The sequence below is a fragment of the Bacillus sp. PS237 genome, assembly GCF_037963345.1.
In the GTDB taxonomy this organism is placed as follows: Bacteria; Bacillota; Bacilli; order Bacillales; family Bacillaceae; genus Bacillus; species Bacillus subtilis.
Genome location: NZ_CP150156.1, coordinates 619344 through 643030, shown reverse-complemented (window position 1 = coordinate 643030; position 23687 = coordinate 619344). Strand labels below are relative to the sequence as shown.

At 39.8% G+C, this 23687-nt stretch carries 25 protein-coding genes, 2 tRNA genes and 1 pseudogene; 6 read left to right on the top strand and 22 right to left on the bottom strand.

Translation table 11 applies throughout. From position 1 onward, the window contains the following. Positions 1–6: 6 nt before the first annotated feature. From NST22_RS03380 to ydiR, 4 genes are all read right to left on the bottom strand, one after another. Entirely contained in the window at positions 7–342 is a 336-nt protein-coding gene (locus NST22_RS03380) for a hypothetical protein (protein WP_010886428.1), read from the bottom strand. A 573-nt stretch (positions 343–915) separates the two neighbouring features. Beyond that, positions 916–2313 (bottom strand): LlaJI family restriction endonuclease, encoded by a 1398-nt coding sequence (locus NST22_RS03375; protein WP_003234050.1) that lies wholly within the window; start codon positions 2311–2313, stop codon positions 916–918. 2 nt (positions 2314–2315) lie between these two features. Then, entirely contained in the window at positions 2316–3347 is a 1032-nt protein-coding gene (bsuRB, locus tag NST22_RS03370; RefSeq protein WP_003234052.1) for a type-2 restriction-modification system deoxyribonuclease BsuRB, read from the bottom strand. 31 nt (positions 3348–3378) lie between these two features. Further along, a complete protein-coding gene (ydiR, locus tag NST22_RS03365; protein WP_003244216.1) occupies positions 3379–4320 on the bottom strand; it encodes a type II restriction-modification system endonuclease YdiR in 942 nt (313 codons plus the stop codon). A 425-nt stretch (positions 4321–4745) separates the two neighbouring features. Here ydiR and NST22_RS03360 point away from each other — a divergent pair. Next, positions 4746–6150: pseudogene (locus tag NST22_RS03360) on the top strand (phospho-sugar mutase); the annotation flags it as partial. Positions 6151–6245: 95 nt separating this feature from the next. Here the strand turns inward: NST22_RS03360 and NST22_RS03355 are convergent. From NST22_RS03355 to NST22_RS03335, 5 genes are all read right to left on the bottom strand, one after another. Further along, on the bottom strand, positions 6246–7415 hold the full coding sequence (locus NST22_RS03355) for a DNA cytosine methyltransferase (protein WP_003242904.1): 1170 nt from the start codon (positions 7413–7415) through the stop codon (positions 6246–6248). Positions 7416–7436: 21 nt separating this feature from the next. Then, positions 7437–8720, bottom strand: coding sequence for a DNA cytosine methyltransferase (locus NST22_RS03350; RefSeq protein WP_003234063.1), 1284 nt, complete (start codon positions 8718–8720; stop codon positions 7437–7439). 530 nt (positions 8721–9250) lie between these two features. Then, positions 9251–9403: a terminase small subunit gene (locus NST22_RS03345; protein WP_223257636.1), complete on the bottom strand. Its 153-nt coding sequence runs from the start codon at positions 9401–9403 to the stop codon at positions 9251–9253. A gap of 196 nt (positions 9404–9599) precedes the next feature. Beyond that, positions 9600–9872: a hypothetical protein gene (locus tag NST22_RS03340; RefSeq protein ID WP_010886427.1), complete on the bottom strand. Its 273-nt coding sequence runs from the start codon at positions 9870–9872 to the stop codon at positions 9600–9602. 258 nt (positions 9873–10130) lie between these two features. Further along, positions 10131–10511 carry a hypothetical protein gene (locus tag NST22_RS03335; RefSeq protein WP_003243716.1) on the bottom strand — a complete coding sequence of 127 codons (381 nt, stop codon included), beginning with the start codon at positions 10509–10511 and terminating at the stop codon, positions 10131–10133. A 413-nt stretch (positions 10512–10924) separates the two neighbouring features. Between NST22_RS03335 and NST22_RS03330 the strand changes: the two genes are divergently transcribed. After that, on the top strand, positions 10925–11230 hold the full coding sequence (locus tag NST22_RS03330) for an Arm DNA-binding domain-containing protein (RefSeq protein WP_009966699.1): 306 nt from the start codon (positions 10925–10927) through the stop codon (positions 11228–11230). Between the two features lie 625 nt (positions 11231–11855). Next, positions 11856–11987: an integrase gene (locus NST22_RS03325; protein WP_223257635.1), complete on the top strand. Its 132-nt coding sequence runs from the start codon at positions 11856–11858 to the stop codon at positions 11985–11987. Positions 11988–12074: 87 nt separating this feature from the next. On the opposite strand, the gene groL is transcribed toward NST22_RS03325, so the two are convergent. Continuing rightward, a complete protein-coding gene (gene groL / locus NST22_RS03320; protein WP_003243151.1) occupies positions 12075–13709 on the bottom strand; it encodes a chaperonin GroEL in 1635 nt (544 codons plus the stop codon). A gap of 46 nt (positions 13710–13755) precedes the next feature. Next, entirely contained in the window at positions 13756–14040 is a 285-nt protein-coding gene (gene groES / locus NST22_RS03315; RefSeq protein WP_003155970.1) for a co-chaperone GroES, read from the bottom strand. A gap of 238 nt (positions 14041–14278) precedes the next feature. On the opposite strand from groES, the gene NST22_RS03310 reads away from it, so the two are divergent. Both NST22_RS03310 and NST22_RS03305 read left to right on the top strand, forming a co-directional pair. Beyond that, positions 14279–15013, top strand: coding sequence for a type II CAAX endopeptidase family protein (locus tag NST22_RS03310; protein ID WP_003234069.1), 735 nt, complete (start codon positions 14279–14281; stop codon positions 15011–15013). Continuing rightward, the gene (locus NST22_RS03305; RefSeq protein WP_003225680.1) at positions 15010–15201 is read left to right on the top strand and encodes a YdiK family protein; all 192 of its coding nucleotides are present in this window, start codon (positions 15010–15012) and stop codon (positions 15199–15201) included. Before NST22_RS03310 ends, NST22_RS03305 begins: the two co-directional genes overlap by 4 nt. A gap of 37 nt (positions 15202–15238) precedes the next feature. Here NST22_RS03305 and tatC read toward each other — a convergent pair whose 3' ends face one another. The 4 genes from tatC to moaC are packed head-to-tail and all read right to left on the bottom strand — an operon-like array spanning position 15239 to position 17361. Beyond that, positions 15239–16003 (bottom strand): twin-arginine translocase subunit TatC, encoded by a 765-nt coding sequence (tatC, locus tag NST22_RS03300; protein WP_010886426.1) that lies wholly within the window; start codon positions 16001–16003, stop codon positions 15239–15241. Between the two features lie 6 nt (positions 16004–16009). Beyond that, positions 16010–16183, bottom strand: coding sequence for a sec-independent protein translocase protein TatAY (gene tatAY / locus NST22_RS03295; protein WP_003234072.1), 174 nt, complete (start codon positions 16181–16183; stop codon positions 16010–16012). A 21-nt stretch (positions 16184–16204) separates the two neighbouring features. Continuing rightward, complete coding sequence (locus tag NST22_RS03290; protein WP_003234073.1) at positions 16205–16852, bottom strand: redox-sensing transcriptional repressor Rex; 648 nt, start codon at positions 16850–16852, stop codon at positions 16205–16207. After that, the gene (gene moaC, locus NST22_RS03285; RefSeq protein ID WP_003243499.1) at positions 16849–17361 is read right to left on the bottom strand and encodes a cyclic pyranopterin monophosphate synthase MoaC; all 513 of its coding nucleotides are present in this window, start codon (positions 17359–17361) and stop codon (positions 16849–16851) included. The genes NST22_RS03290 and moaC overlap by 4 nt, the downstream gene beginning before the upstream one ends. A 125-nt stretch (positions 17362–17486) precedes the next feature. Between moaC and NST22_RS03280 the strand changes: the two genes are divergently transcribed. Continuing rightward, the gene (locus NST22_RS03280) at positions 17487–19415 is read left to right on the top strand and encodes an ABC-F family ATP-binding cassette domain-containing protein (protein WP_003244150.1); all 1929 of its coding nucleotides are present in this window, start codon (positions 17487–17489) and stop codon (positions 19413–19415) included. Positions 19416–19644: 229 nt separating this feature from the next. Here the strand turns inward: NST22_RS03280 and tsaD are convergent, their stop codons facing one another. The 7 genes from tsaD to NST22_RS03245 form a co-directional block, all read right to left on the bottom strand. Further along, complete coding sequence (gene tsaD, locus NST22_RS03275; RefSeq protein WP_003244138.1) at positions 19645–20685, bottom strand: tRNA (adenosine(37)-N6)-threonylcarbamoyltransferase complex transferase subunit TsaD; 1041 nt, start codon at positions 20683–20685, stop codon at positions 19645–19647. Continuing rightward, positions 20678–21133, bottom strand: coding sequence for a ribosomal protein S18-alanine N-acetyltransferase (gene rimI, locus NST22_RS03270; protein WP_003243019.1), 456 nt, complete (start codon positions 21131–21133; stop codon positions 20678–20680). The genes tsaD and rimI overlap by 8 nt, the downstream gene beginning before the upstream one ends. A gap of 9 nt (positions 21134–21142) precedes the next feature. Continuing rightward, positions 21143–21832, bottom strand: coding sequence for a tRNA (adenosine(37)-N6)-threonylcarbamoyltransferase complex dimerization subunit type 1 TsaB (gene tsaB / locus NST22_RS03265; protein ID WP_003234078.1), 690 nt, complete (start codon positions 21830–21832; stop codon positions 21143–21145). Continuing rightward, on the bottom strand, positions 21813–22289 hold the full coding sequence (gene tsaE / locus NST22_RS03260; RefSeq protein WP_003234079.1) for a tRNA (adenosine(37)-N6)-threonylcarbamoyltransferase complex ATPase subunit type 1 TsaE: 477 nt from the start codon (positions 22287–22289) through the stop codon (positions 21813–21815). Before tsaE ends, tsaB begins: the two co-directional genes overlap by 20 nt. A gap of 14 nt (positions 22290–22303) precedes the next feature. Then, on the bottom strand, positions 22304–23281 hold the full coding sequence (gene thiL, locus NST22_RS03255) for a thiamine-phosphate kinase (protein ID WP_003234080.1): 978 nt from the start codon (positions 23279–23281) through the stop codon (positions 22304–22306). A gap of 180 nt (positions 23282–23461) precedes the next feature. Beyond that, positions 23462–23538: transfer RNA gene (locus NST22_RS03250), tRNA-Asp, on the bottom strand. Between the two features lie 60 nt (positions 23539–23598). Next, a tRNA-Met gene (locus NST22_RS03245) sits at positions 23599–23675 on the bottom strand. Between the last annotated feature and the right edge of the window lie 12 nt (positions 23676–23687).

Below are 23687 nucleotides of genomic sequence, written 5' to 3'. Positions count from 1 at the left end.
ATTCAATTAAACACCACTAGATTCATTCAAATCAATTGAAACATCAGCTATATTTGCACTGTAAAATTCCTCTCTATCATTGATATCGACTGTAAAAGCAGCAGAAAAATGTTTATCTATGCTTCTTTTTCTGTGTAAATCATATAAAGCCAAACGATCTATCATTTTTGAGACATGCACTATTAAGTCCTCCTTGATAATATCAGAGTTGATAATTAGGTTGTCTATCTCCATAGCGTCGGGACGGATTTTATTAAGGTACTGTTGGAAGAATCTAACTCCATCGACAGTGAATTTTTGGGGATCAGATGTCATTATTCTGTCGCTCTTTATATTTAACATAAAAGACGAGTTCCTTATTGCAAGGAAAACATCGTCTTTTAGCTAAAAAAGCAAAGAAGCACAAGATTTAACAGGATTCCTCTTTGACAGTGCTTTTCTAGGGGAAACAGTCTAAGAGTGGGTGGCACTACTTATTTAGATAACTGGGTCTTTTTTGTGTCGTATGAGAGTATACCAATAGGGTATCCTGTCTGCAATAGAGAGAGAAGCGGTCCATAAATGAAATGCCATGTAAGCTTGTACACACTACACATGTTTATTTATACATCAAAAAAGAAGCTTCTCACAAGTTCGGTGAACTCATGAGAAGCCTTGAAAATTTGCAAATGGCCAAAAGGGCATCAAAAATAAAAGTCCGTTGCCGACAAACCCCTGTTTATCAAGAGTTTTTTGTCGGTTTTACATCATGCAACCCATTCATTCCGACTAATAACAGTTGAAAATAGTATTAAAAAAACCAGCTCAAAATACTGTTTTTTAGACTTAACATTTAATGCTGATAAATATTTTTAAAACTATAGGAGGACAAAACCGAGGACAAGTATTATGTTATCGGCTTTTAACCTTCTAGAACTAATTTTTATCACTTAATCTTTTTGTAAACAAAAACATATTACCATACAATGTTGAAGTTATAACGCTATGTCGTTTTTTTGACTTATTAATTTCACTTACAAATTTAAATAAGTCATCAGTGGAAAATGTTTTATTTTCAAGATATAAGTTATAAACTTGTTCAGCAGAAATATAAACAAGAGTTACAGCGGCTATATCAAGAAAATCAAAATCAACAGAACCAAATACTTTAAAGGTATTGGTTGAATTAGAGGAAGGAAACAGAAAAGCATTATGTTTTGTTTTACCTCTGGACAGTTTTTCAAGTGCCTTATCATATAACAGCTGCTTAGTTATATCTTCAACCCCAGGATTCCCCTCCAGCTTTTTTCCGTCAAAATTTATATTATAATATTTAGCATCTAATATTAAAAAGTATTCTTTTGAACGGTATTCGAAAGCCTTAATAATATCGGGTTCTAGTGTTTTTTTCTCTTTATTAACCTCTATATCCGTAAAGTTAATCCAATTTGGCCTTGATATCTTTTTTACGTATTCATTAACATGGGAAAATACGGTCTTACATACTTCCTCCCATACTCTGTGAAAGTATTTTGTTCCATACAGAGAAAGAGTGGGTCGTTTAGAAAACTGATTCTCTTCCCTATCAATTGCGGTTTTCAATGCCTTTAACAATTTAACGTCACGATCAACATATGTGTTCACGATTTCTTTATTTATTACTGAGCCAAAAAAATCAGCGTAGTCCAAAATTTTCATACCATCACAGGATTTATCAAATTCTAGTCCCGTAAAACCTAAAATGACTCCGAAATCATTAAAATATTTACTTAAAGCCCATTTATGAATTTTAACTATCAAGTGATACTCGTCTTTTTGTACCACTTCATTATAAGTACTGAAATAATATGGAACTCCCTTTGAGAATACTGGGGTAATTTCATTAACTGTCTTACTCCAATCTATAATTCCTTCTCCATCAATTTCATATTCAGTAAATTTTTTTTGATAATACCCATTCAATGAGAAATCATTAAGCAAATAATCTGCTATCATAAAGTCGGAGACTTCATCACTATCTAGCTCCGATACGAAATAATCAGATTCCCGGCTTTTATTTAAACCTGAATATTTTTTAAAAATCTTCAGCAACTTATTAAACAAAGTCCGCTTTGAATGTTCATCTAAGTGCCTGTTACAGTATTTAGGCAAAATGAATATTACATTGCGCCCATTAGATATAACACCTACATAGTTAAATATTAAATCCCCACTAGAATCTTCATATAATATACCTTTACTTTTGAGTAAAGCTAAATTACCACCGAGTACACGTACAATCCTTTCTTTATTGTATTTTTGATCTTCAAAGAAGAACTTACTTGACTTATCCATAGTTAATCACTCACAAAAGACGAATCATCTATGTCAAAAGTAAAAATGTTATCCGAGCCATCATATTTTTCAATTAGCTCAGAGAAAGTACTAGCATTTAAAAAATCAATCGTTGGATTATGCTTGAAAACATCTTCCTTCAAATAATAAAGCAGTTTATTTTTAAATACATTCTGATTCCACAGTTCACTTTCTTTCAGGAAAAAAGGTCCAAGCAGCTTATCCTCTGGTACTTTTCCTTTAAGACGCTTATTAATAATGTCTCGGAAATCATTCCACATAATTACTTTATTATGACCTTTATATCTGAGGCTCAGCTTCCAAGAGTCCACTGCCTTTCTATACTTTTCCAACTCTAAATATTCAAATGACCACCTTCTCTTAAAAGCGGTATCGAGCGGTAAAACACCCTGATCCGCATTATTCATAGTTGCCCAAATAAAGAAATTGGATGGTAGCTTAATCATTTCATCTTTAATTCCGTTTCTCGCTAAATAATTCATAATGTCCGGCCCGAATGTAACAGGATAATCACTTTCACCGTTTTTATTTCTGTCTAATAATTGAAAAATATCACCAAAAACACTTGCTGCATTGGCACGATTAATTTCTTCGATAATTAATATAAAATTAGTGTATCTATTTTTCAGAGCTTTAATTAATACATCGATAAATGGGCCAGGAACAAATTGATAATCAATCATTGGCTCAAAGTTTTCCATCTTATCCCTAAAGTTTGAACTAAATATCTCTTCCTCACCGCTTAATTTTTTATATATAGGAACCGGTTTATAAGCACCTATAAATTGTCCATATGTATAACCAGGGAAAAAAGTAACTCGGGTGAATACATATGGATTATCACCAAAGATCTTTCCCACTTCCCTTTCTAGATAATTACTCTTCCCTGTTCCTGGTGCACCATAAATAATCCTATTCCTAGGAATACTGCGTAAAACGCTGAATTTTGGTAAAGTGCCTTTTTTCTTTTCTAGGCTCAATAATAAATCTGAAGTTTGTTTGGATATTTCCATCAGTTCATTTCCCCTATTTAAAGTTTATCGCTTAGTTATTTTCAAAGTCTTCCGGTAAGTCATCCGATGATGTAGTAGCGTTCTCATCAACAATGTCCCCAGATACAAATCCCTCACTTCCATTTTGGACATTTGGATGTAAGTCTAGAAATGAAATCAAATCTTGTTCAATATTTACAAACTTAAGCAGTGAATTCTTATCAACAGGTTCATTATATTTATGTTTTATCTTACACACCACAAGATTTTCAACGACTTCAATTACTTCCAGTCTGCGTGTGATAGCTGATGAACCATTAGTATGTGAAGCCGTCCAAATCATATCACCAATTCTATAGGTTTTGTCTTTATCTTCTACAAATTCCACAATAGAACCATCTTCCTCAATATCAAGGAAGACTACATAGCTCTTTGCACTTTCCTCATCTTCATTTTTAGCGCTTTTGTTATTTTCCTGGGCTGGGGATTGATTAGCTCGCGGGTATTCTTTGAGTTCAATTCCTGGAATCAATTCCTCAGCCTTTTCCTTTAATTCAAAATCGTTCTCGAAAACTAAGAATGCTAGCGGATACACTTTGGTTTCACCCTCAAATACTAAAAAAAGTAATATTCCGTCAAAAATCGTGCCCCTTTCTTCCCCGTTACAGAATTTAGATGAGGTTGTAATTGCACTATTTCTCGTTCTTATAATTAGTTCATCTAATTCCGAATCGTCCACAGAAGGTATAGAAATAAAAGCAACTGCCATCCGGGTATGTTTATTCCGTTGATTTCCTTGAGCAAACCGAGTGTCCAAATTGCTAATCCTTCTTGATGTTCCCGTTACATACACTTCATTTTCACCGATCAAGAAGGCTTCTGAAACAATCTTTCGTATTTCGTTATACTTACTAGTACTGGTACTAGATACTCCGGCAGGGTAATTCCCTAATAGAGTTTCATAAGCGTCCTCTAATCTTTTTATAAAAGTCATTGATTTTACCCCCATAAAATCACACAAGCTAATATGTATGTATTTTCTAATTAATATAATTGTATCATAATAAATAAAGAGGATGGAATTGTTTGAGAGACCAATTCAAATATCGAATTGGTACTGATTGGGGCTGTCGAAAAAGAAATTCCTCGCCACCATGATCTCATCAAATTTAGAGACAAAATAAAAAAAACCAACTATAACTAGACATAATCAGACAAGAGCACTCGATTTATGTCAGAAAGTCGTCGTTCGAAAACCTCTAGACTATATTATAATGAACAATAATGTTATTTTATTGTAGGTCAATCATAGGCTGGAAAAACAAAACAGAAAAATGGCTACAGTTTAGTCAACTTGCACCGAGCTAAAATCGGGGTTGGGTAAATCAGGAAGGAATGAGAAAGACCTGGAAGATGCTTTTTATAAGGAATTTGGGATATGGAACAGGAGGCATGCGCGGGGAAATTGGAGCTGGAACAAACCGGATGACATCTATACGTTAAGGAAAGTTTCTGCTGGGTTGGCGGCTTTTATAATGGAAGCCGCCAGGACACTGGCATCCAGCGCATACGTTTTCGAGTCATTAAGGCCTACAACCGTGTTAAGTTTGCAGTACGTCACCTTCATGGTTTTGCCGGTATTGTTGTGACTGCGAGCCATAACCCGCCTGAATACAATGGATATAAAGTTTATGGGCCAGATGGCGGCCAGCTTCCTCCTAGCAAAGGGCCTGATCAAAATATAGCGCAGAGGTGGACAAGGCATACCTTGAACTATTTCAGAAAACTCAAATATTTAAGATGAAACAGACATCAAGGTTGTATTTACGCCGCTTCATGGTACAGCAAATCTACTGCAATGGCCTTGGCGGCAATGAACTACAAGCATGTAGCGGTGGGAAAAGAACAGGAGCAGCCTGCCCTCTGTTTTCCACTATCACCAGTCCAAATGCTGAAGAACATGCCGCGTTTGAGCTGGCCATCAGGGAAGGCAGCAAATTGACGCCGATATTTAATTGCAACAGATCCCGATGCAGACAGGCTTGGAATTGCTGTTAAAAATGAAAATGGTGAGTATACGGTTTTAACCGGAAATCAAACCGAGCCACTTCTGCTCCACTATATCTTAACCCAAATAAAAAAGAAAGGAACACTTCCATCTAATGGGATCGTTCTTAAAACGATTGTTACCTCGGAGCTTGGGAGGGAAGTTGCAACCTCTTTCAGAGTCGAAACAATCGGTGTATTAACGGGATTTAAGTTCATTGCCAGAAAGATTAATGGCTACTACAAGACAGGAGAACATAATTTCCTCTTTGGGTACGAAGAGAGCTATGGCTATCTGATTGGCGACTTTGTCCGAGACAAGGATGCTGTTCAGACGGATGTCCTTGCAGTTGAGGTATGTGCTTACTATAAGAAAAAAGGATTTCACTATACGAAGCTCTCCTTAGTATTGAAGAATATGGCTACTTTCAGGAAGGCCTGCGCTCATTAACACTAAAGGGAAAAGAAGGGGCAGAACTGATTCAGCAGACCCTCGCTGCCTTCCGTTCTGAATTTGGCCAGCTTTGGTTCCGTCAAGGTTACCACTGTTGAGGATTACTTGACCGGAATCGAGAGACTGTGGAAGGCCCTGAGGAACTCATGGGCCTTCCACAGTCAAATGTTCTTAAATGTTTTCTTGAAGTCGGATCCCTGGATGTGCCTGCGACTTTCAGGAACAGAACCAAAAATCAAATTCTACTTCAGGGTAGATGAAAGTCTTGCCGAGACCCGAAACCCCCAAAGAATTGAAAAGGAGTTTATGGAACTGGTCGAATAAAAGATGGAATAATGCAAAAAAAATTAAAGATAAAAAACGGAGCTGGTTTTATCCAGCTCCGATACTTTTTAGTATGCTCTCTTTAATGTGAAAAGTTAAACCTTTTGAAGTTGCCTATCCTTACAACGTTCTAACGAGTTAATAAATTCATCCGAATAATTTACATTTGTACACCTGGCTGCTCTACCTAAAAAACCGTTTAATGCCCTAGCAGATAAAGGTTTTAATGGATGATTTAAAAACTCTGAAATAGCTATTTGTTCTGTGTTTGCAACCCATTTTGATACGGGAACTTTATACTTTTTATCTCCGTACCCCCATGCTGCACTTGGCCAAGTCTTGGTCACTAATTCACCTTCAAAATCTGATATCGACCCTTTTGGCTGACTTAAGTTTTCACCAATCCATTTAGAAACCCTTACCGAAACAGCATTTCCCACCAATCTCCATCTGGCACCTTCTTTTATATCCTTACCTGTTTCAGTAGTGATATTTGTCCAATCTTCCGGGAATCCTTGTAGGCGCTCAGCATCCCTTATATTAATGGTCCCTACTATATCCTCGTAAGGAGACCAAACTGCAGGTGGAGAGGCTATACCTACAGACGATCCGCATTTTATAGGTGGAACTGCTTCACGTGCCCAGCCGACACCTCTTAACCCTTCCGTCCAATAAAAACCATAATAGTTGGAATGATCCACAACAGAAGGCTTTCCATCTAAATCTGGTTCTGAATGATCCTGTGAAAAAATCACATCTTTTGGATCTTCAAATAAAGAGGCTAACAAAATAACTCTATGTCTTCGTTGCGGTAAACCAAAACAACGAGCATCAACAGTTCGATATGCCCAAGTATAACCTAATTCAGAAAGGACAGATGTTAAATATGACATAGCTTTACCACGGTTTAACCTTAACATATATGGGACATTTTCAATTAGTATCCATGGAGGGCGATTTGCATGTTCTTTCTTTTCTATAAGTTCAAATAGTTTCTTAACTAAACCGGAGCGTGATCCGTCAATCCCTTCTTTACCTCCAGCTTGACTTAAATCTTGGCATGGAAACCCTGCCGCAACTAAATCACAGCTTGGTAACTCTCTAATTTCATTAATATCATCTTCTATCTTAACGCCAGGGAAGTTTTTTGATAAAACAGCTTTTGCCAAAGGATCAACCTCACAAAATATTTCTGTTGTATGTCCTGACTGATGAAGGCCAAGCTCTATTCCGCCTATGCCGGAGAATAAACTAACAACTTTCAAAGATATCAACCTCAAATCTTTTTATCTTAATTGATGTAATGCTAATAAATAGGATAGTTTGGAAGGCACAGCATTACCGATAACGTCTTGATACTGTCTCCTCCGAAGGTCACCAAAGTTAAAAAAGTCCGGGAAGAACTGAATCCTAGCTGCTTCATGGGGAGTTATCGTTCTCTTTAACAAAGAATGAACAAATCTCCCTTGACCTGTTGATCCAAACCCTCTGGTTATAGTGGGAGCAGGTCTATCCCAATACATTCTGCCATACACAGATTTGTATGAATGTGGTTTTAGCCGATGACAATCCGGTCTTTCTGAATTAGGTAATTCAAACAAGTTATTTTCAAAAAGATATTCTATTCTCCTTTTGTTTTCCAATGAATGCTCGGAAGCAGTGTTGAATATATCATCACCTACATTTTCTACTAAATCTGATATTGCCCAACTAATTGGCCTACTATTGGTTGAATAAAATTCATTTATTTGATTTAAGGAAGATACAGGAGTTTTTGAAGCAAAAATAAAATATCTACGACGTGCTTGTGAAACACCTAGTTTTTCAGCATTTAGTACGATTTCATCGAAGTAATAACCTTGTGTCTTTAAATGATTCTTAAATTCTTTAAAAGAACCAGATTTATCATGAATAATTCCTGGTACATTCTCCACTAATACTGAAGAAGGTTGGAACAACTCTATAACTCTACTTACTCTCATTAGTAAAGCGTTTCTAGGGTCTTTTCGTCTAGTATGGTTATTAAGATCAGAATGCCCTTGGCAAGGAGGACCTGCTAGAATGAAATCTATTTTTTTCACCTTATCTTTTATTCTTTGCTCTTCAACAGTTAATGGAGCACCTAACTCGCCATTAATATGTTTTTCGATGGATTCATTCAAGCTAAAATCGGGAGAAAAGTTTTTTTCGTACACAGATAAGGCAGCTTCGTTAAGATCACAAGCAAACGAAAATCTTGGATTTATCCCCAGGGCACGGCATGCCTCCCAAACCCCTAAGGATAGACCTCCACATCCACTAAATAAATCCGCAATATTTATACTCTCAGTAGTGAGCTCAGTATTGGGTCTGTTTTTCATACGGAGCCAAGATTCATCGTATAATTCATGAAGGTTCTTGTTTTCTAAATCTTGGGTGCTAAGGACCGGAACCCGTGATGTAACTCCTGAACCTGATCTACGGATTATCTTTCGGACTAAATCTGTACCATCTATATAAAAATTTTCTATGTTCTCATCTTCAATTGCCAATGATAACTGTTTATTTTCATTTAAAATAAAATTTGTCATTATATCACCCTAAGACATTATTTTCATTCTCAGAGAAAGTACCCCATACAAGAACGAATGTTCTTTATCATTATACCTTTTATACAAAACTTTTTCAGTAGCTTATATAATACTTTAAATTCATGAAAGAATGAAGGTTTTTGCTTTGGATATATCATCCTCTTGAGGGCATTTACGGTATTTTTAGTTGTAATGTGCGTTAATGAACACCTTATCATTCCTAGTATTACACTAAACTTGATCACTTAATCCTTCTATATAAGCTTGCTCACGTTACCACACCTCCATATACAATTCTAGAAGCCTTAGATCACTCTCATTCGAATTTAGCTTCTTCCTCATTCCCTGTTTTAATTTCACCAGTATGTTCAATCTATTCCTTGAAGGCCGCATTTGTTTTAGTAATATACTCAGACGCCTTTAGTCGCTCTTTAACCGAACTATTCCATCGCGTATAATAATTGTCCAAAACATTTTTACCTCAATAATGTTTGCTATGCGCTCCGCTTCTAGTTGATTATTTCTTTGCTCTATATAGTTTGAATGTCTAGTTTTGACAAGTTTTGAGAAGCTACTCTGTTGAGATTTTTCCCTTTGTTTCCGGCTAGACGCGTAGCCTCTGTTGTATTTCTAGTTTCTGTAAAGAAATCACAAAAGCGTCGTTGTCTCTCTGTCAGCTTCATTTTTTGCCCTTCCTTCTCAACTAGCCCATTATCCGCCAATGAAAAGCAACTCCCGCTTGGTGATATAACACTAGCAGGAACTATATCCTTTTTTTCGCGTCCGTTATCGTTTGAGGCTAGTTCATAATGAACACTGTTTCTTTCGATATTAGACAGTTTCTTAAAAGGGTGAATCACTCCTACACGCCATGATGAGCTATTCTTCAAAGTCCCCGCTATTCTTGATTACCGTTTTATATAAGACATTTCCTTTTATCTTAAACGGCTGGGGAATAACATTTTGATGCGATTTTTTTGTGGATTCTAAATACAATGGAAACTGAGCTTGTTCCAGTTTCCATTTGATAGCATATATGGTGAGTTTATAAAATTCCTCCAAAGAGAAATCTTTTTTATCCAGCAGAAGGTATTTATAAATCAATTCCATGGCCTTGCTAATTTCGTATGGTTCCACCTTCCAGGCTTTCAAATGTGTAGCAAATTTAAAGTATCATTTCTGCTACCAACTCTGTCGATTGGTACAGGGAATACATATTTTTCACCAGTGTTGTTGTCCTTTACATTAACAGAATTCCGTACAGGCCTCAGATAATTAGGTATTTCATCTAACTCATTAGGACTCTTAGTTACTATATATCGTCCTCAGTGTTACTTGTTGGGAAAACAATATAGCCTGCCCCAGCGATCCCAGCATCGACTATGATACCTATTTGAGTAAAAAATTTGGTTATTTGTTTAATTTTCTTTTCCCCATGTTGGTTATCCTTAAAAATAAACTGCCACCCATTAGGGTCCTAATACAATGACAATGAAAGTTTTGCGCATCTAGTAAACCTTTCACTAGCTCTCCCTGTTTTGAATCATCAATATCGATGACAATTCCGCCAGCTGGAATGCTTGCACCAATCCAATGACCTTTTCTAATCAGAATTGCTATCTCTGATCCGGATAAACCTGCGGCGACCTTCCACTTTTCTACCGGGGATTTTGCAATGGTGTATACTTTGTGGGCCCTGCTGTATCCCCTCAATTTGATTACTTTTGCACCTGGCAATAGATACTGTACATTCTCCAGTGTTTCGGAAACAAAATTATTATCACTTAGCATAATTTTCACCTCACATCGCTTATCGTTTTATTAAATTTTGCTAGTTAGGCGAAAGTGAAAGATATATCAGGCCCTCTTTTTCCTTTTAACCTCAATTGACCACCAATCAATGTATTCTTGGACTTCTTTCTTGTTAAAAAGCCATTTGTTCCCCAATCAAATAGATGGAAAATTAGGCTCGATTAAGAAGGTCTGTTGCACAGTAGGCCAGGATAAAATTAGAAATTTACAAAGCTTTTAGAATCCATCAGGATTGATTCCATCTCAAATTTATCCAATCTTTTGAAATATGAAGGGCAATTATTGACCAGTCGAGAGAAACAAAAATTATTAAACTCACTTAAAGACCAATTTGATGAAAAAAAATTAGTTAGGGACAAATAAATGGCAAAACTCAAGCAATGCGGTAAGACGTGGAGTTATCATATCTACTAGGCATTGACCCTTTAACCAAAAAACGTCTAGAAATATCCAAAGGAAGATTTAAAACAAAGAAAGAAGCCCCAGTAGCAGCCCGTCACGTAGAACTCCAAAACGACAACGGGACTTTTATTAAGGAGTCAGATATGCCCTTCAAAACATTTGCAAAAGGTTGGCTTAAGATTTACAACCGGAGTGGGGTAAAAATAAGCAGTGTACGGGCCAGTGAAAAGAAAATGATGCATTTTATCGCAGTATTGGGTCAATACCCGATTAGCAAAACACAAAAAAATGTATGAAGACCGCACGTTAGAACTGAACGAGCAATACAGTCACAATTGTTTGGGAGGTATTCATGCCTGCGGCCGTATGATTTTCCGAAAAGCTAAAACTCAAGGGATTATTAAAATGAACCCAACTGGGGATTTTCAATTACCCAAGAAGCAACAAAGCATTGGAAAAAGAGGTGCTGACACATTTTCTAAAGCTCGCTCAATCTGACGGGCTAGAAATGGACCATTTGGTCTTTACCGTACTTGCCTAGACCGACCTAAGAATTGGTGAACTTCTTGCTTTAAAATGGACAGATTTCAATGATAAGCCAGGTCACAAAGACCCTATACACCCCTAACAATCAAATTGAAAAATACCAATTGCTAACACCTAAAACAACAGGATCTGTTGATATCGTTCGAATTGATGAAACGATGTCAATCTACTAAAAAAAAATAAAATTTATCAAAATGAAATTAAGCTTAAAAATAGATTGATTTATCAAGACTCATCATTTATTTTTGAGCGGGAGGATGGTCATCCGCAATTAAGAAAGGTTATTGAGACTAGACTTAAACGGCTGCTCAAAAAAGCTGGGATAAAAAGAATGTCACCCCCCACTCTTTTAGGCATACCCATACCTCCTTACTAATTGAGGCAGGAGTAGGCATTAAAGAAATCCAGCAACAATTTGGTCATTCGGACATAAATACGACGATGGACATTTATGCTCATATGACCGCTAATATGGAGAAAAGGTCTCCCAACAGTTTAGTAAACTGATGAAAGACCTTCTCTTTTTTTATTCACGCTTTGTCTAGTTTTTTAAGACGGTTAAAACATTGATGTATAAGGGTTAATATCCCTTTATTACATCATTCCACCCATACCGCCCATGCCGCCCATATCAGGCATTCCTGCGCCGCCACCGTTTTCTTCTGGCTTGTCAGCGACAACAGCTTCTGTTGTTAAGAACATTGCAGCTACAGACGCAGCGTTTTGAAGAGCTGAGCGTGTAACTTTTGTTGGGTCAACGATACCTTTTTCGATCATGTTTACCCATTCGCCAGTTGCAGCGTTGAAGCCTACGCCGATTTCTTCGTTTTTGAGGCGCTCAACGATGACAGATCCTTCAAGGCCAGCGTTGTGTGCGATTTGACGGATTGGCTCTTCAAGCGCGCGAAGCACGATGTTGATACCTGTTTGAGCATCGCCTTCAGCTTCAACTGCAGCGACTTTGTTATATACGTTTACAAGCGCTGTACCACCACCGGATACGATGCCTTCTTCAACAGCTGCGCGAGTTGAGTTCAAGGCGTCTTCGATGCGAAGTTTACGCTCTTTCAGCTCAGTTTCAGTCGCAGCGCCGACTTTGATGACAGCTACGCCGCCAGCAAGTTTAGCAAGACGCTCTTGTAATTTTTCTCTGTCGAATTCAGAAGTTGTTTCTTCCACTTGAGCGCGGATTTGAGTCACACGGGCAGAAATTTTGTCTGTTTCGCCAGCGCCTTCAACGATTGTTGTGTTTTCTTTAGTAACGACAACTTTAGAAGCGCGTCCCAATTGAGCGATTTGAGTAGATTTCAGGTCAAGGCCAAGATCTTCTGTGATGACTTCTCCGCCAGTAAGGACAGCGATGTCTTCAAGCATTGCTTTACGGCGATCACCGAAACCAGGAGCTTTAACAGCCACTGCGTTGAATGTGCCGCGAAGTTTGTTCACAACAAGTGTAGCAAGTGCTTCGCCTTCAACATCCTCAGCGATCAGAAGCAATGGTTTGCCTTGCTGAACAACCTGCTCAAGCACAGGAAGGATTTCTTGAATGTTTGTGATTTTTTTGTCTGTGATTAAGATGTAAGGATTGTCAAGAACCGCTTCCATCTTATCAGAGTCAGTTACCATGTAAGGAGACGCATATCCGCGGTCGAATTGCATACCTTCAACAACTTCAAGCTCAGTTGTGAAGCCTTTAGACTCTTCGATTGTGATAACGCCGTCGTTTCCTACGCGCTCCATTGCTTCAGCGATAAGGCTTCCGACTTCCTCATCAGCAGCAGAGATCGCAGCAACCTGAGCGATAGACTCTTTGCCTTCGATTGGCTTAGAAATTTCTTTTAAGTTTTCGATCGCAACCGCTACAGCTTGTTCCATCCCTTTACGCACGCCTACAGGGTTAGCGCCTGCTGTTACGTTTTTAAGGCCTTCACGGATCATTGCTTGCGCAAGAACTGTTGCAGTTGTTGTACCGTCACCGGCAACGTCGTTTGTTTTGCTGGCTACTTCAGCAACAAGCTTAGCACCCATGTTTTCAAACGCGTCTTCTAGCTCGATTTCTTTAGCGATTGTTACACCGTCATTTGTGATTAACGGAGAACCGAATTTTTTCTCTAGAACCACGTTGCGTCCTTTTGGTCCTAAAGTTACTTTAACAGCATCAGCAAGTGCATCGACACCGCGAAGCATTGCGCGGCGAGCTTCTTCACTAAACTTAATTTCTTTTGCCATGTTTACAAGACCTCCTCAAATGTTTTAAGTATTGTTTATTTAAGAATTAGCCGATAACAGCTAAAATGTCGCTTTCACGTAAGATTAAGTATTCAGTACCTTCGTATTTCACTTCAGTACCTGCGTATTTTGAGAAGATAATGCGGTCGCCCTCTTTTACTTCTAAAGCAACGCGCTCTCCGCTTTCTAACACGCGACCTGAACCAGCTGCCACGATTTTGCCTTCTTGCGGTTTTTCTTTTGCAGAATCCGGCAACACAATTCCGCTGGCAGTTTTTTCTTCAGATTCTACGAGTTCAATGACAACGCGATCACCTAATGGCTTTAACAATGAAATAACCTCCTCAATAGTATGAATATGTAATTTTAGCACTCAGCACTAAAGAGTGCTAACACAATTCTTATAATAAAGAATCTCCCTTCCAATTTCAAGTGATAAGATAAAAAATTTTTCACGCTTACATCATTCTTTTCCGCTCCCTTTTCCGTTAGCTTTTTCACCCCCGTACCGATTATGTTACAATAGCTGTAGATGAACGAAACCCACTTAACAAAGGAGTACATACCATTTGAGAAAACAGTATTGGTTTATTATTTTGACATATATCATCATGCAGTTTTCCGCATTAATCGCGATTCCCTTGTTATTTAAATTCGGTTATGCCGGAGGACAGCCTACAGATGAAAATATGCTGCATGCACAAGGATTATGGTCCGTTATCAGCTTTATCGCCTGTCTCGTTGTTGTTCTGCTCATTCTGAGAACCGTTCCGAAAGAAACGCTGCGAAACGGACAGAAGGACTCAATCGGACTTTCTATCCTTTGGGCGATAGCCGGTTTTTTCATTGCCCTTTTCTCTCAAGGAATAGCAGGCTCTATTGAATATTATGTTTTTGGCATCGGAAGAGAATCAGAAAATACACAAGCGATTCTGGATGTCATTCAGGCAGTCCCGCTCATGATTATCGTTTCTTCCATCGTCGGGCCTATATTAGAAGAAATCATCTTCAGAAAAATCATTTTCGGCGCGCTGTACGAAAAAACGAATTTCTTTTTCGCAGGACTGATCAGCTCGGTTATCTTCGGTATTGTTCACGCTGATTTGAAGCATCTCCTTCTATATACAGCAATGGGCTTTACCTTTGCCTTTTTATATGCGAGAACAAAACGGATATGGGTGCCGATTTTCGCCCATTTAATGATGAATACATTCGTCGTCATCATGCAGCTTGAGCCTGTTCGTAATTACCTTGAACAGCAGAGCACACAAATGCAATTGATTATTGGAGGATTATTTTTATGAGAAACCCGGTAGTTTGGGGAATGATCTACTTTGCCGTAGGGTGCATCTTTACTTATCTTGCCGCAAGCTCGCCAGGCAGCATGTGGTCATTTTACTCCATCCTGCTGATGGTGTTCGCCGCTTACAACATCAGCATTTCTTTTAAGATGTTCGCCTTTTCATTTAAAATCAAAAAGAACCAAAAATAAAGAAAATCCATTTCTCGCATGAGAAATGGATTTTTTATTATTGCCCAGAAGACACGTCCCGATCGGCAGCACTGCTTTTCTGTGCTTTCCGATAAGCGGCCTTCGATATAAGGATACTGATTTCATATAAAATCAAAAGCGGGACTGTGACCATCATATGGGACAGAAGCTCAGGCGGTGTAATCAGGGCTGCGATCACCAGCAGCGTAAAATACGCATACTTTCTGATTTTCGCCAAGAACATCGGTGTCACAATTCCGAGCCTTGTCAAAAACATGAGGATGACCGGCATTTGGAACAGCAGTCCAAACGGAATCGTCAGCTGCAGAAGAAAATGAAAATATTCATTAATTCCGATCACCTGATTGACATTCAAGTCCTGAGAAATCCGCTTCATAAAATCAACAACAAAAGGAAATAAAATATAATATGAAAAAGATAAGCCCGCTAAAAACAGCAAAATAGAGACCGGAATGTAGCTGAGCGTTACTTTGCGCTCTTTCTCATAGAGGCCCGGGCTCACAAAAGCCCAAAGCTGATAAAGAATAACCGGCGAGGTCAAGACTATGCCGATGATAAACGCAAATTGCATAAACACATAAAGCGGGTCTGTCAGGTTAAACGCGTTAAGCGTAAGCTGCTTCGCTTCATCTGTTTCTTGCAGATACACAATAATCGGCTTTGCTAAAAAAAATCCAGCAATAAAGAAAACGACAAACGCCAGCGCTACAATCAGCAACCGTTTTCGAAGCTCAGCAATATGCTCCAGCAGCGACATTTGATTCACTTTCATTCGTGTCATCCTAACTTACTGATCTTCTTTCTTTTTTTCCTCTTCATCACTCGTTAATCCTTTAGTAGCGTTTTTAAATTCACGAAGTGTGTCTCCCGCTGCTTTCCCCAATTCAGGCAGCTTTTTGGGACCGAAGATAATCAGAGCAACGATTGCGATAACAGCAAGGCTTCCAGGACCGATCGGCATATTTGGGCTCCTCCTTTCCCTCTATTCGATTTCCTCTAAAACTGAATAATGCTTCAAAAAATAAACCAGTGACTGAAGCTCAACTGCTAAATCTATATGATGAATTCGAATGTGTTCCGGCACATTCAAACGGGCCGGCGTAAAATTAAGGATTCCCTTGATTCCTAATGCGACCAATCTGTCTGTAATGGATTGAGCGGCAACTGCTGGCACTGTAAGAATGGCAACTGATTCATCTTTTACGTGTTGTTCAAGGTCATCAAGGTTATAGACGGGCACGCCGCCTACCTCAGTTCCTATTTTACTCTCATTTATATCAAAAGCCATAGAAATTTTTGTGTTATTGTTTTTTGTGAAATTATAGTGAAGAAATGCCGTTCCCAAGTTCCCGACACCAATCAAGATGACGTCTGTCATCTCATCCTGATCAAGCGTTTTCCGGAAAAAAGACAGCAAATAATCCACATTATATCCGTATCCTTTTTTGCCAAGAGCTCCAAAATAGGAAAAATCCCTCCGAATCGTGGCAGAATCAACCTTTACGGCATCACTGAGTTCAGCGGATGATACACGCTGTTTTCCTGACGCATGCAGATTCTTTAAAAAGCGATAGTAAAGCGGCAGCCGTTTCGCCGTCGCCTGCGGAATTTTTGATTGATCCTTATTCATTTTTGGTCCTCCAAATTATACTCGGATAGTTCTCTTTTAAAGTCACCGTTTTTCCCGCCTGTCTTCTCCAGCAAGAAAGTAGGGCCGATGACCATTCCCTTATCAAGGGCCTTGCACATATCGTAAACGGTAAGAGCGCACACCGATGCAGAAGTGAGCGCTTCCATTTCCACACCTGTACTCCCTTTCGTTTTGACCTGTGCTTTTATATGAAGTATAACTTCTGCTTCTTTTATTTTCCAGTCAAACGATATATCTACCCCGCTCAATGAAAGCGGATGGCACATCGGAATGATATTCGACGTTTGCTTTGCGGCCATAATGCCTGCCACCTGTGCGACAGCCAGTACATCTCCTTTGCCGATATCGTGACTTTGTATTTTCTCGTACACTTCATTCTTCATGTGTACGCTTGAAACAGCCGCCGCAGTACGGACAGTCGAAGATTTTTCGCTAATATCCACCATCTGGGCTCTGCCCTGTTCATTAAAATGAGAAAATCCATTCATATTAAAACGCTCCTTAAACAGATCATACACTATTTTCTTCTCTATGTCTTATATGGCCAATGTATTGTTTGCTGACTTCTGGTTCATAAGCTACACTTAACTTATTATAGCAGAGGTGAAATAATATGATGATCTTACAAGTTAATCAGCTGTCCAAATCATTTGGTGCTGATACTATTTTAAACAATATAAAGCTGGAAGTCAGAAATCGTGATCGCATCGCCATTGTAGGAAGAAATGGCGCCGGAAAATCCACGCTCCTTAAAATTATCGCAGGCCAGCTTTCGTATGAAAAGGGCGAAATTATTAAACCGAAAGATATTACAATGGGATATCTCGCCCAGCATACTGGCTTGGATTCTAAGCTTACCATAAAAGAAGAGCTGCTGACTGTTTTTGACCACTTAAAAGCAATGGAAAAGGAAATGCGGGCTATGGAAGAAAAAATGGCGGCAGCTGACCCGGGTGAATTAGAAAGCATCATGAAAACCTACGACCGTCTTCAGCAGGAATTCAAAGATAAAGGCGGTTATCAATATGAAGCGGATGTTAGATCTGTGCTGCATGGTCTCGGCTTCAGCCATTTTGACGATTCTACACAGGTTCAAAGCCTCAGCGGAGGCCAGAAAACAAGACTGGCTTTAGGTAAGCTTCTATTAACACAGCCTGATTTGCTCATTCTTGATGAGCCGACAAACCATCTGGATATTGATACGCTTACCTGGCTTGAGCATTATTTACAAGGCTATTCAGGCGCCATTCTCATCGTTTCGCATGACCGCTACTTTTTGGACAAAGTAGTAAACCAGGTATACGAGGTATCAAGAGCAGAAAGCAAAAAGTATCACGGCAACTACAGCGCTTATCTCGACCAAAAAGCCGCGCAGTATGAAAAAGATCTGAAAATGTATGAAAAGCAGCAGGACGAGATTGCAAAGCTGCAGGACTTCGTAGATCGAAATCTGGCGAGAGCCTCTACCACCAAAAGGGCGCAAAGCCGCAGAAAGCAGCTTGAGCGAATGGATGTCATGTCAAAACCGCTTGGCGATGAAAAATCCGCAAACTTTCATTTTGATATTACAAAACAGAGCGGAAATGAAGTCCTTCGTGTTCAGGATCTCACAATCAGCTATGAAAACCAGCCGCCGCTTTTAACAGAAGTGTCATTCATGCTCACAAGAGGAGAAAGCGCTGCGCTTGTCGGCCCTAACGGAATAGGTAAATCGACATTGCTGAAAACATTAATAGACACCCTAAAACCAGATCAGGGAACAATTTCTTACGGCTCAAATGTCAGTGTCGGCTATTATGACCAGGAACAGGCTGAGTTGACTTCCTCTAAACGTGTCCTTGATGAGCTGTGGGACGAGTACCCCGGGCTCCCAGAAAAAGAAATCAGAACGTGTCTCGGAAATTTCTTATTCTCCGGAGATGATGTGCTGAAACCAGTTCATTCACTGAGCGGAGGCGAAAAAGCAAGATTGGCTCTAGCTAAGCTGATGCTTCAAAAAGCCAACTTTCTCATCCTTGATGAACCGACGAACCATCTGGATTTAGACAGCAAAGAAGTTCTCGAAAACGCGCTGATTGATTATCCAGGCACACTGTTATTTGTCTCACATGACAGATATTTTATTAACAGAATCGCCACAAGAGTATTGGAGCTTTCTTCAAGCCATATAGAGGAGTATCTGGGAGATTACGATTATTATACAGAGAAAAAAACAGAGCAGCTTGAATTGGAGAAAATGAATCAGCAAGAGGAAACTGATAAAACGCCAGCTACAGTGAAGTCTGACTCCAAACGTTCCTACGAGGAAGAAAAAGAATGGAAAAAGAAAGAGCGCCAACGACTCCGTCGGATTGAAGAAATTGAAACCACCGTTCAAACCATTGAGGAGAACATCAGCCGCAATGATGAATTGCTATGTGACCCTGAAGTCTATCAGGATCATGAAAAAGTACAAGCTATCCATGCAGACAATGAGAAGCTTAATCAGGAGCTGGAATCTCTTTTGTCCGAATGGGAAGAACTATCCACAGAAGAAGATTAAAAAAGTCAAGCACCTCTTTTTAGAGGTGCTTTTTATCCACAGAACATCCCCTAATAAATAAACAAAGTAAGCGCTTTATACACACTATCCACAAAATATTCTGAATTTATCCACTTTATTAACAGTGACCTCAGCCCTTTATCCATCAATATCTCTATAATTACTCACAGATATGTGGATAAATTGTGAATTGTCTGTTAATAACAAACAGATAAAAAGTCTCACGCTATTATCTCGTGAGACTTTGATAAGAAGTCAATTCAAGGCCGGGCTGGCCATTCATATCATATGCACCGCGAATTCCTTTTTCAAAAGCAATTGTACCAGCAGCAGCAATCATCGCAGCATTATCCGTGCATAAAGCTAATGGAGGAATGACAAGCGTAATCCCTTCATGCTGGGCAAATTCCTTTTCTAATGCAGCTCTGAGGCCTCTGTTTGCAGCTACTCCTCCGGCTAAAAGGACCTGTTTGACATCATATTCCTTTGCCGCGCGCGCCGTTTTGGTTACCAAGACATCGATCACACTATTTTGGAAACTGGCAGACAAATCTTCCGGAGCAATCTCTTGCCCTTTTTGGGATGCATTATGAAGCGTATTGATCACCGCAGACTTCAATCCGCTAAAGCTGAAGTTGTAAGAGCCTTCTTCAAGCCATGCGCGAGGAAGCGGAATATTGTCATTCCCTTTTTCAGCTAGCTTGTCAATTTGCGGTCCACCCGGATATGGCAATCCCATCGTCCGCGCCACTTTGTCGTAGGCTTCTCCTGCCGCATCATCAAGGGTTTCCCCAATGACTTCAAATGATCCATGTTCCTTCATATAAACCAGTTCTGTATGGCCTCCTGAAACGACCAATGCCAGTGCCGGGAACACGATGTCTTCTACAAGACGGTTCGCGTATATATGACCGGCTATATGATGAACGCCTACTAACGGAATGTTATATGCAAAGCTCAATGCTTTAGCGGCATTCACTCCGATAAGAAGCGCTCCCACCAGTCCCGGACCTTCTGTTACTGCAATCGCATCAATATCACTATACGTCATGCCAGCTTTGCGAAACGCCTCTTCTATAACCAAAGTGATTTGTTCAACATGATGTCTTGAAGCAATTTCCGGAACAACGCCTCCGAAGCGCTTATGGCTTTCAATTTGAGAGGCTACTACGTTTGAAATGATCTCTTTCCCGTTTTTCACAATAGCTGCAGCAGTCTCATCACAGCTTGTTTCAATTCCTAATACGTACATGTCTTTTTGCTCACTCATTTATCGTCACCCACATAATTAACGCATCTTCCCCGTTATCAGTATAATAGTTCTTTCTTATTCCGCCGGGCTGCATCCCGAATTTCTTATATAAGCCTTGAGCAGGATGATTCGAAACCCTCACTTCAAGCGAAAGCCGCCTTGCGTCTTTTTCTTTGCACAGTTCAACAGCTGAGCGAAAAAGCGTTTCTCCTAAAGACTGGCCGCGATACTCTGGTTTTATCGCTATATTTGTAATCTGGGCATCGTCCATCACAATCCAAATCCCGCAATACCCAGCAAGATGGCCGTCCTTTTCAATCACGAGATAATGAGCATACGGATTTTCCAGCAGCTCATGATAAAACGAATCCTTCGTCCAAGGAGACGTAAAGGAGGATGCTTCGATTTCGTATACGTGATCTATATCTTCAAGCCGCATATTTCTGACCGCTGCTTTTGTTTTCATCCTATCACCCTACTTTTGACTTTCAATCCATTTCGCTTCAGCTTCTGCCAGCCGCAAGTAATCCGGGACAAGCCCATGAACATCAGCTGCTTCCTTTTCCTTCCCGAGAAAAGCCAATTCTGAAGGGCGCGGGTTATGCTGGGCGGCAGTTCCAATGAATCCTTTTGTTCCAAGCACATCCTCGATCATCTGCTTGTGAAGAGAAGTATCATGGCCTAAAAACAAAACAGGGCGGTCCTTTTCTTTTAGCATCTCCAGCCAATCTGCCAGCATCACATTTTGATCTGGAACAACTTGCTCTAAAAGCCCATTTTTATATTGATACAGACCTGTGTACACCTGTCCCCGTCTAGCATCAAAGATTGGGCTGATCAGACCGTCAAAATGCCGGCCATTTGCCGCAAGCGTCTCAAGACTTGATACAGCACTTATTGGAATGTCTAAAGACCAGGCAAGTGTTTTGGCCAACGTCACACCTATTCTTACTCCTGTGTATGAACCAGGGCCTTTTGCAACGACAATTTTAGAAAGGTCCTGCGGTGCCATATCACAATCATTCAGCAATGAATGAACAGCAGGCATCGCTCTTACAGAGTGGTTCTTTTTCAAATATGTAATGTATTCTGCTATAACAGTGTCTTCTCGAAGCAGCGCAATGCCCAATGTATAATTTGATGTATCAATTGCTAATATTGTCATGTCTACTTAACTCCTCACAAAGCATTTCATACCGATTCCCGACAGCAGTAAAGGTAATTTCCCGCTCATCATCACCAGCTCTTTTGATGACAATTTGCAGTCGCTCCTGTGGCAGCTGTTCTTCAATTAAATGAGCCCATTCAACGAGACAGACACCTTGTCCGTGAAAATATTCATCAAGTCCCAAATCTTCACTTTCATCTTCCATTCTATACACATCCATGTGATAAAGAGGAAGTACGCCATCGTTATATTCTTTTATAATTGTAAAAGTCGGACTGTTTACAATACGTGTAATTCCCAGCCCTTCTGCAAAACCTTTCGTAAAAGTCGTTTTTCCTGCACCTAAATCGCCCTCTAATGTCAGGACGTCTCCCGGTTTAGCAAACGCTGCCGTCAGCTTGGCAATTGCTTTTGTTTCTTCTGGATTTACAGTTCTCCATTTTAATTGCTTCACACGAGTCACCCGTCTTATTTAAAATGATTATATCCCTTTTTCTCTAAGATCATTGATGTTTGATCTGTTTTTAGGATCACTTTAGATTTTGTTTTTTCCCTGACATAGCCAATCTTTGTAATGGGAAGATGAAGCGCTGCGCACTCCTGCTTCAACACTTCCCACTCCTCATTTGAAACCGTCCCTGTCAGCTCAAAATCCTCACCGCCAAACAAAGCCCATTCTTTCCAGTTAGGATGAAGCTTAGGCAAATCAGAATGAATTGGAAGCATGCTTTCAACAATTTCAATTGAAACACAGCTGGCTTCTGCAATCTCGTTCAGTTCACTAGCCAATCCGTCACTAACATCATTTAAAGCTGCCCGTTTAAAAATCGAGCATAATCTGCCGACGCTTACTCTTGGCTCAGGCCGTTTATGCCTGTGGATAAAGTAATCCGTTTCCACAGATGAGTTTTGAGGATTAGTCTCTTCCAGCAATAAAGAAAGCCCTGCTGCAGAAGAACCGATTTCACCGGTTACAAACACAATATCATTCGGTTTTGCCAAGCTGCGCAAACAGGCCTGTCCCTTTTCAATTTCACCGATTACAGTGACTGTAACGACTAATTTGTCAGCGGTAGAAACTGTATCGCCGCCAATCAGATCCATATGATATAGTTTCGCCAGTTCATTCATTCCTTCATACATCGCCTTGATTTCAGATTCAGTCCATTTTGAAGGTACCGCAAGTGATACCAGATAAAACTTAGGAATGCCTCCCATCGCGGCAATATCACTTATATTAACGGCTAACGCCTTGTACCCGATATCTTCAGGTGAGGAATAGTGTAATTTGAAGTGCACGTCTTCTACCATAGTATCAACACAAACAATTTCCTGAACGCCGTGTTTCGCAGTGTAGAGCGCTGCATCATCACCTATTCCTACATCAACGGAAGAATGGTGAATGGTCCGCGGAGTAATGCTATGTATCAAATCAAATTCATCCATGAACCAAAACCTCCTTTCAACCCTGCTTATGCCTATTTGTGCTCTTCCTAGTTTATCGAATTTTGCTGGAATATCCAAGATGTTCCCGATATAAAGAAAGCTTGGCTATGACACCAAGCAGAAGATACAGTAAAAGAAAACACAAAAAAAACGAAAACATGATCGTTTCGTTTACATTAATGGCGGTCCGGACGGGACTCGAACCCGCGACCTCCTGCGTGACAGGCAGGCATTCTAACCAACTGAACTACCGGACCATATTTGTATAGGATTATTTTGGTTGCACCCTTAGGGCACTCCTTATTTAACCATATATTTGGTTGCGGGGGCAGGATTTGAACCTGCGACCTTCGGGTTATGAGCCCGACGAGCTACCGAACTGCTCCACCCCGCGATGATAAAAGTA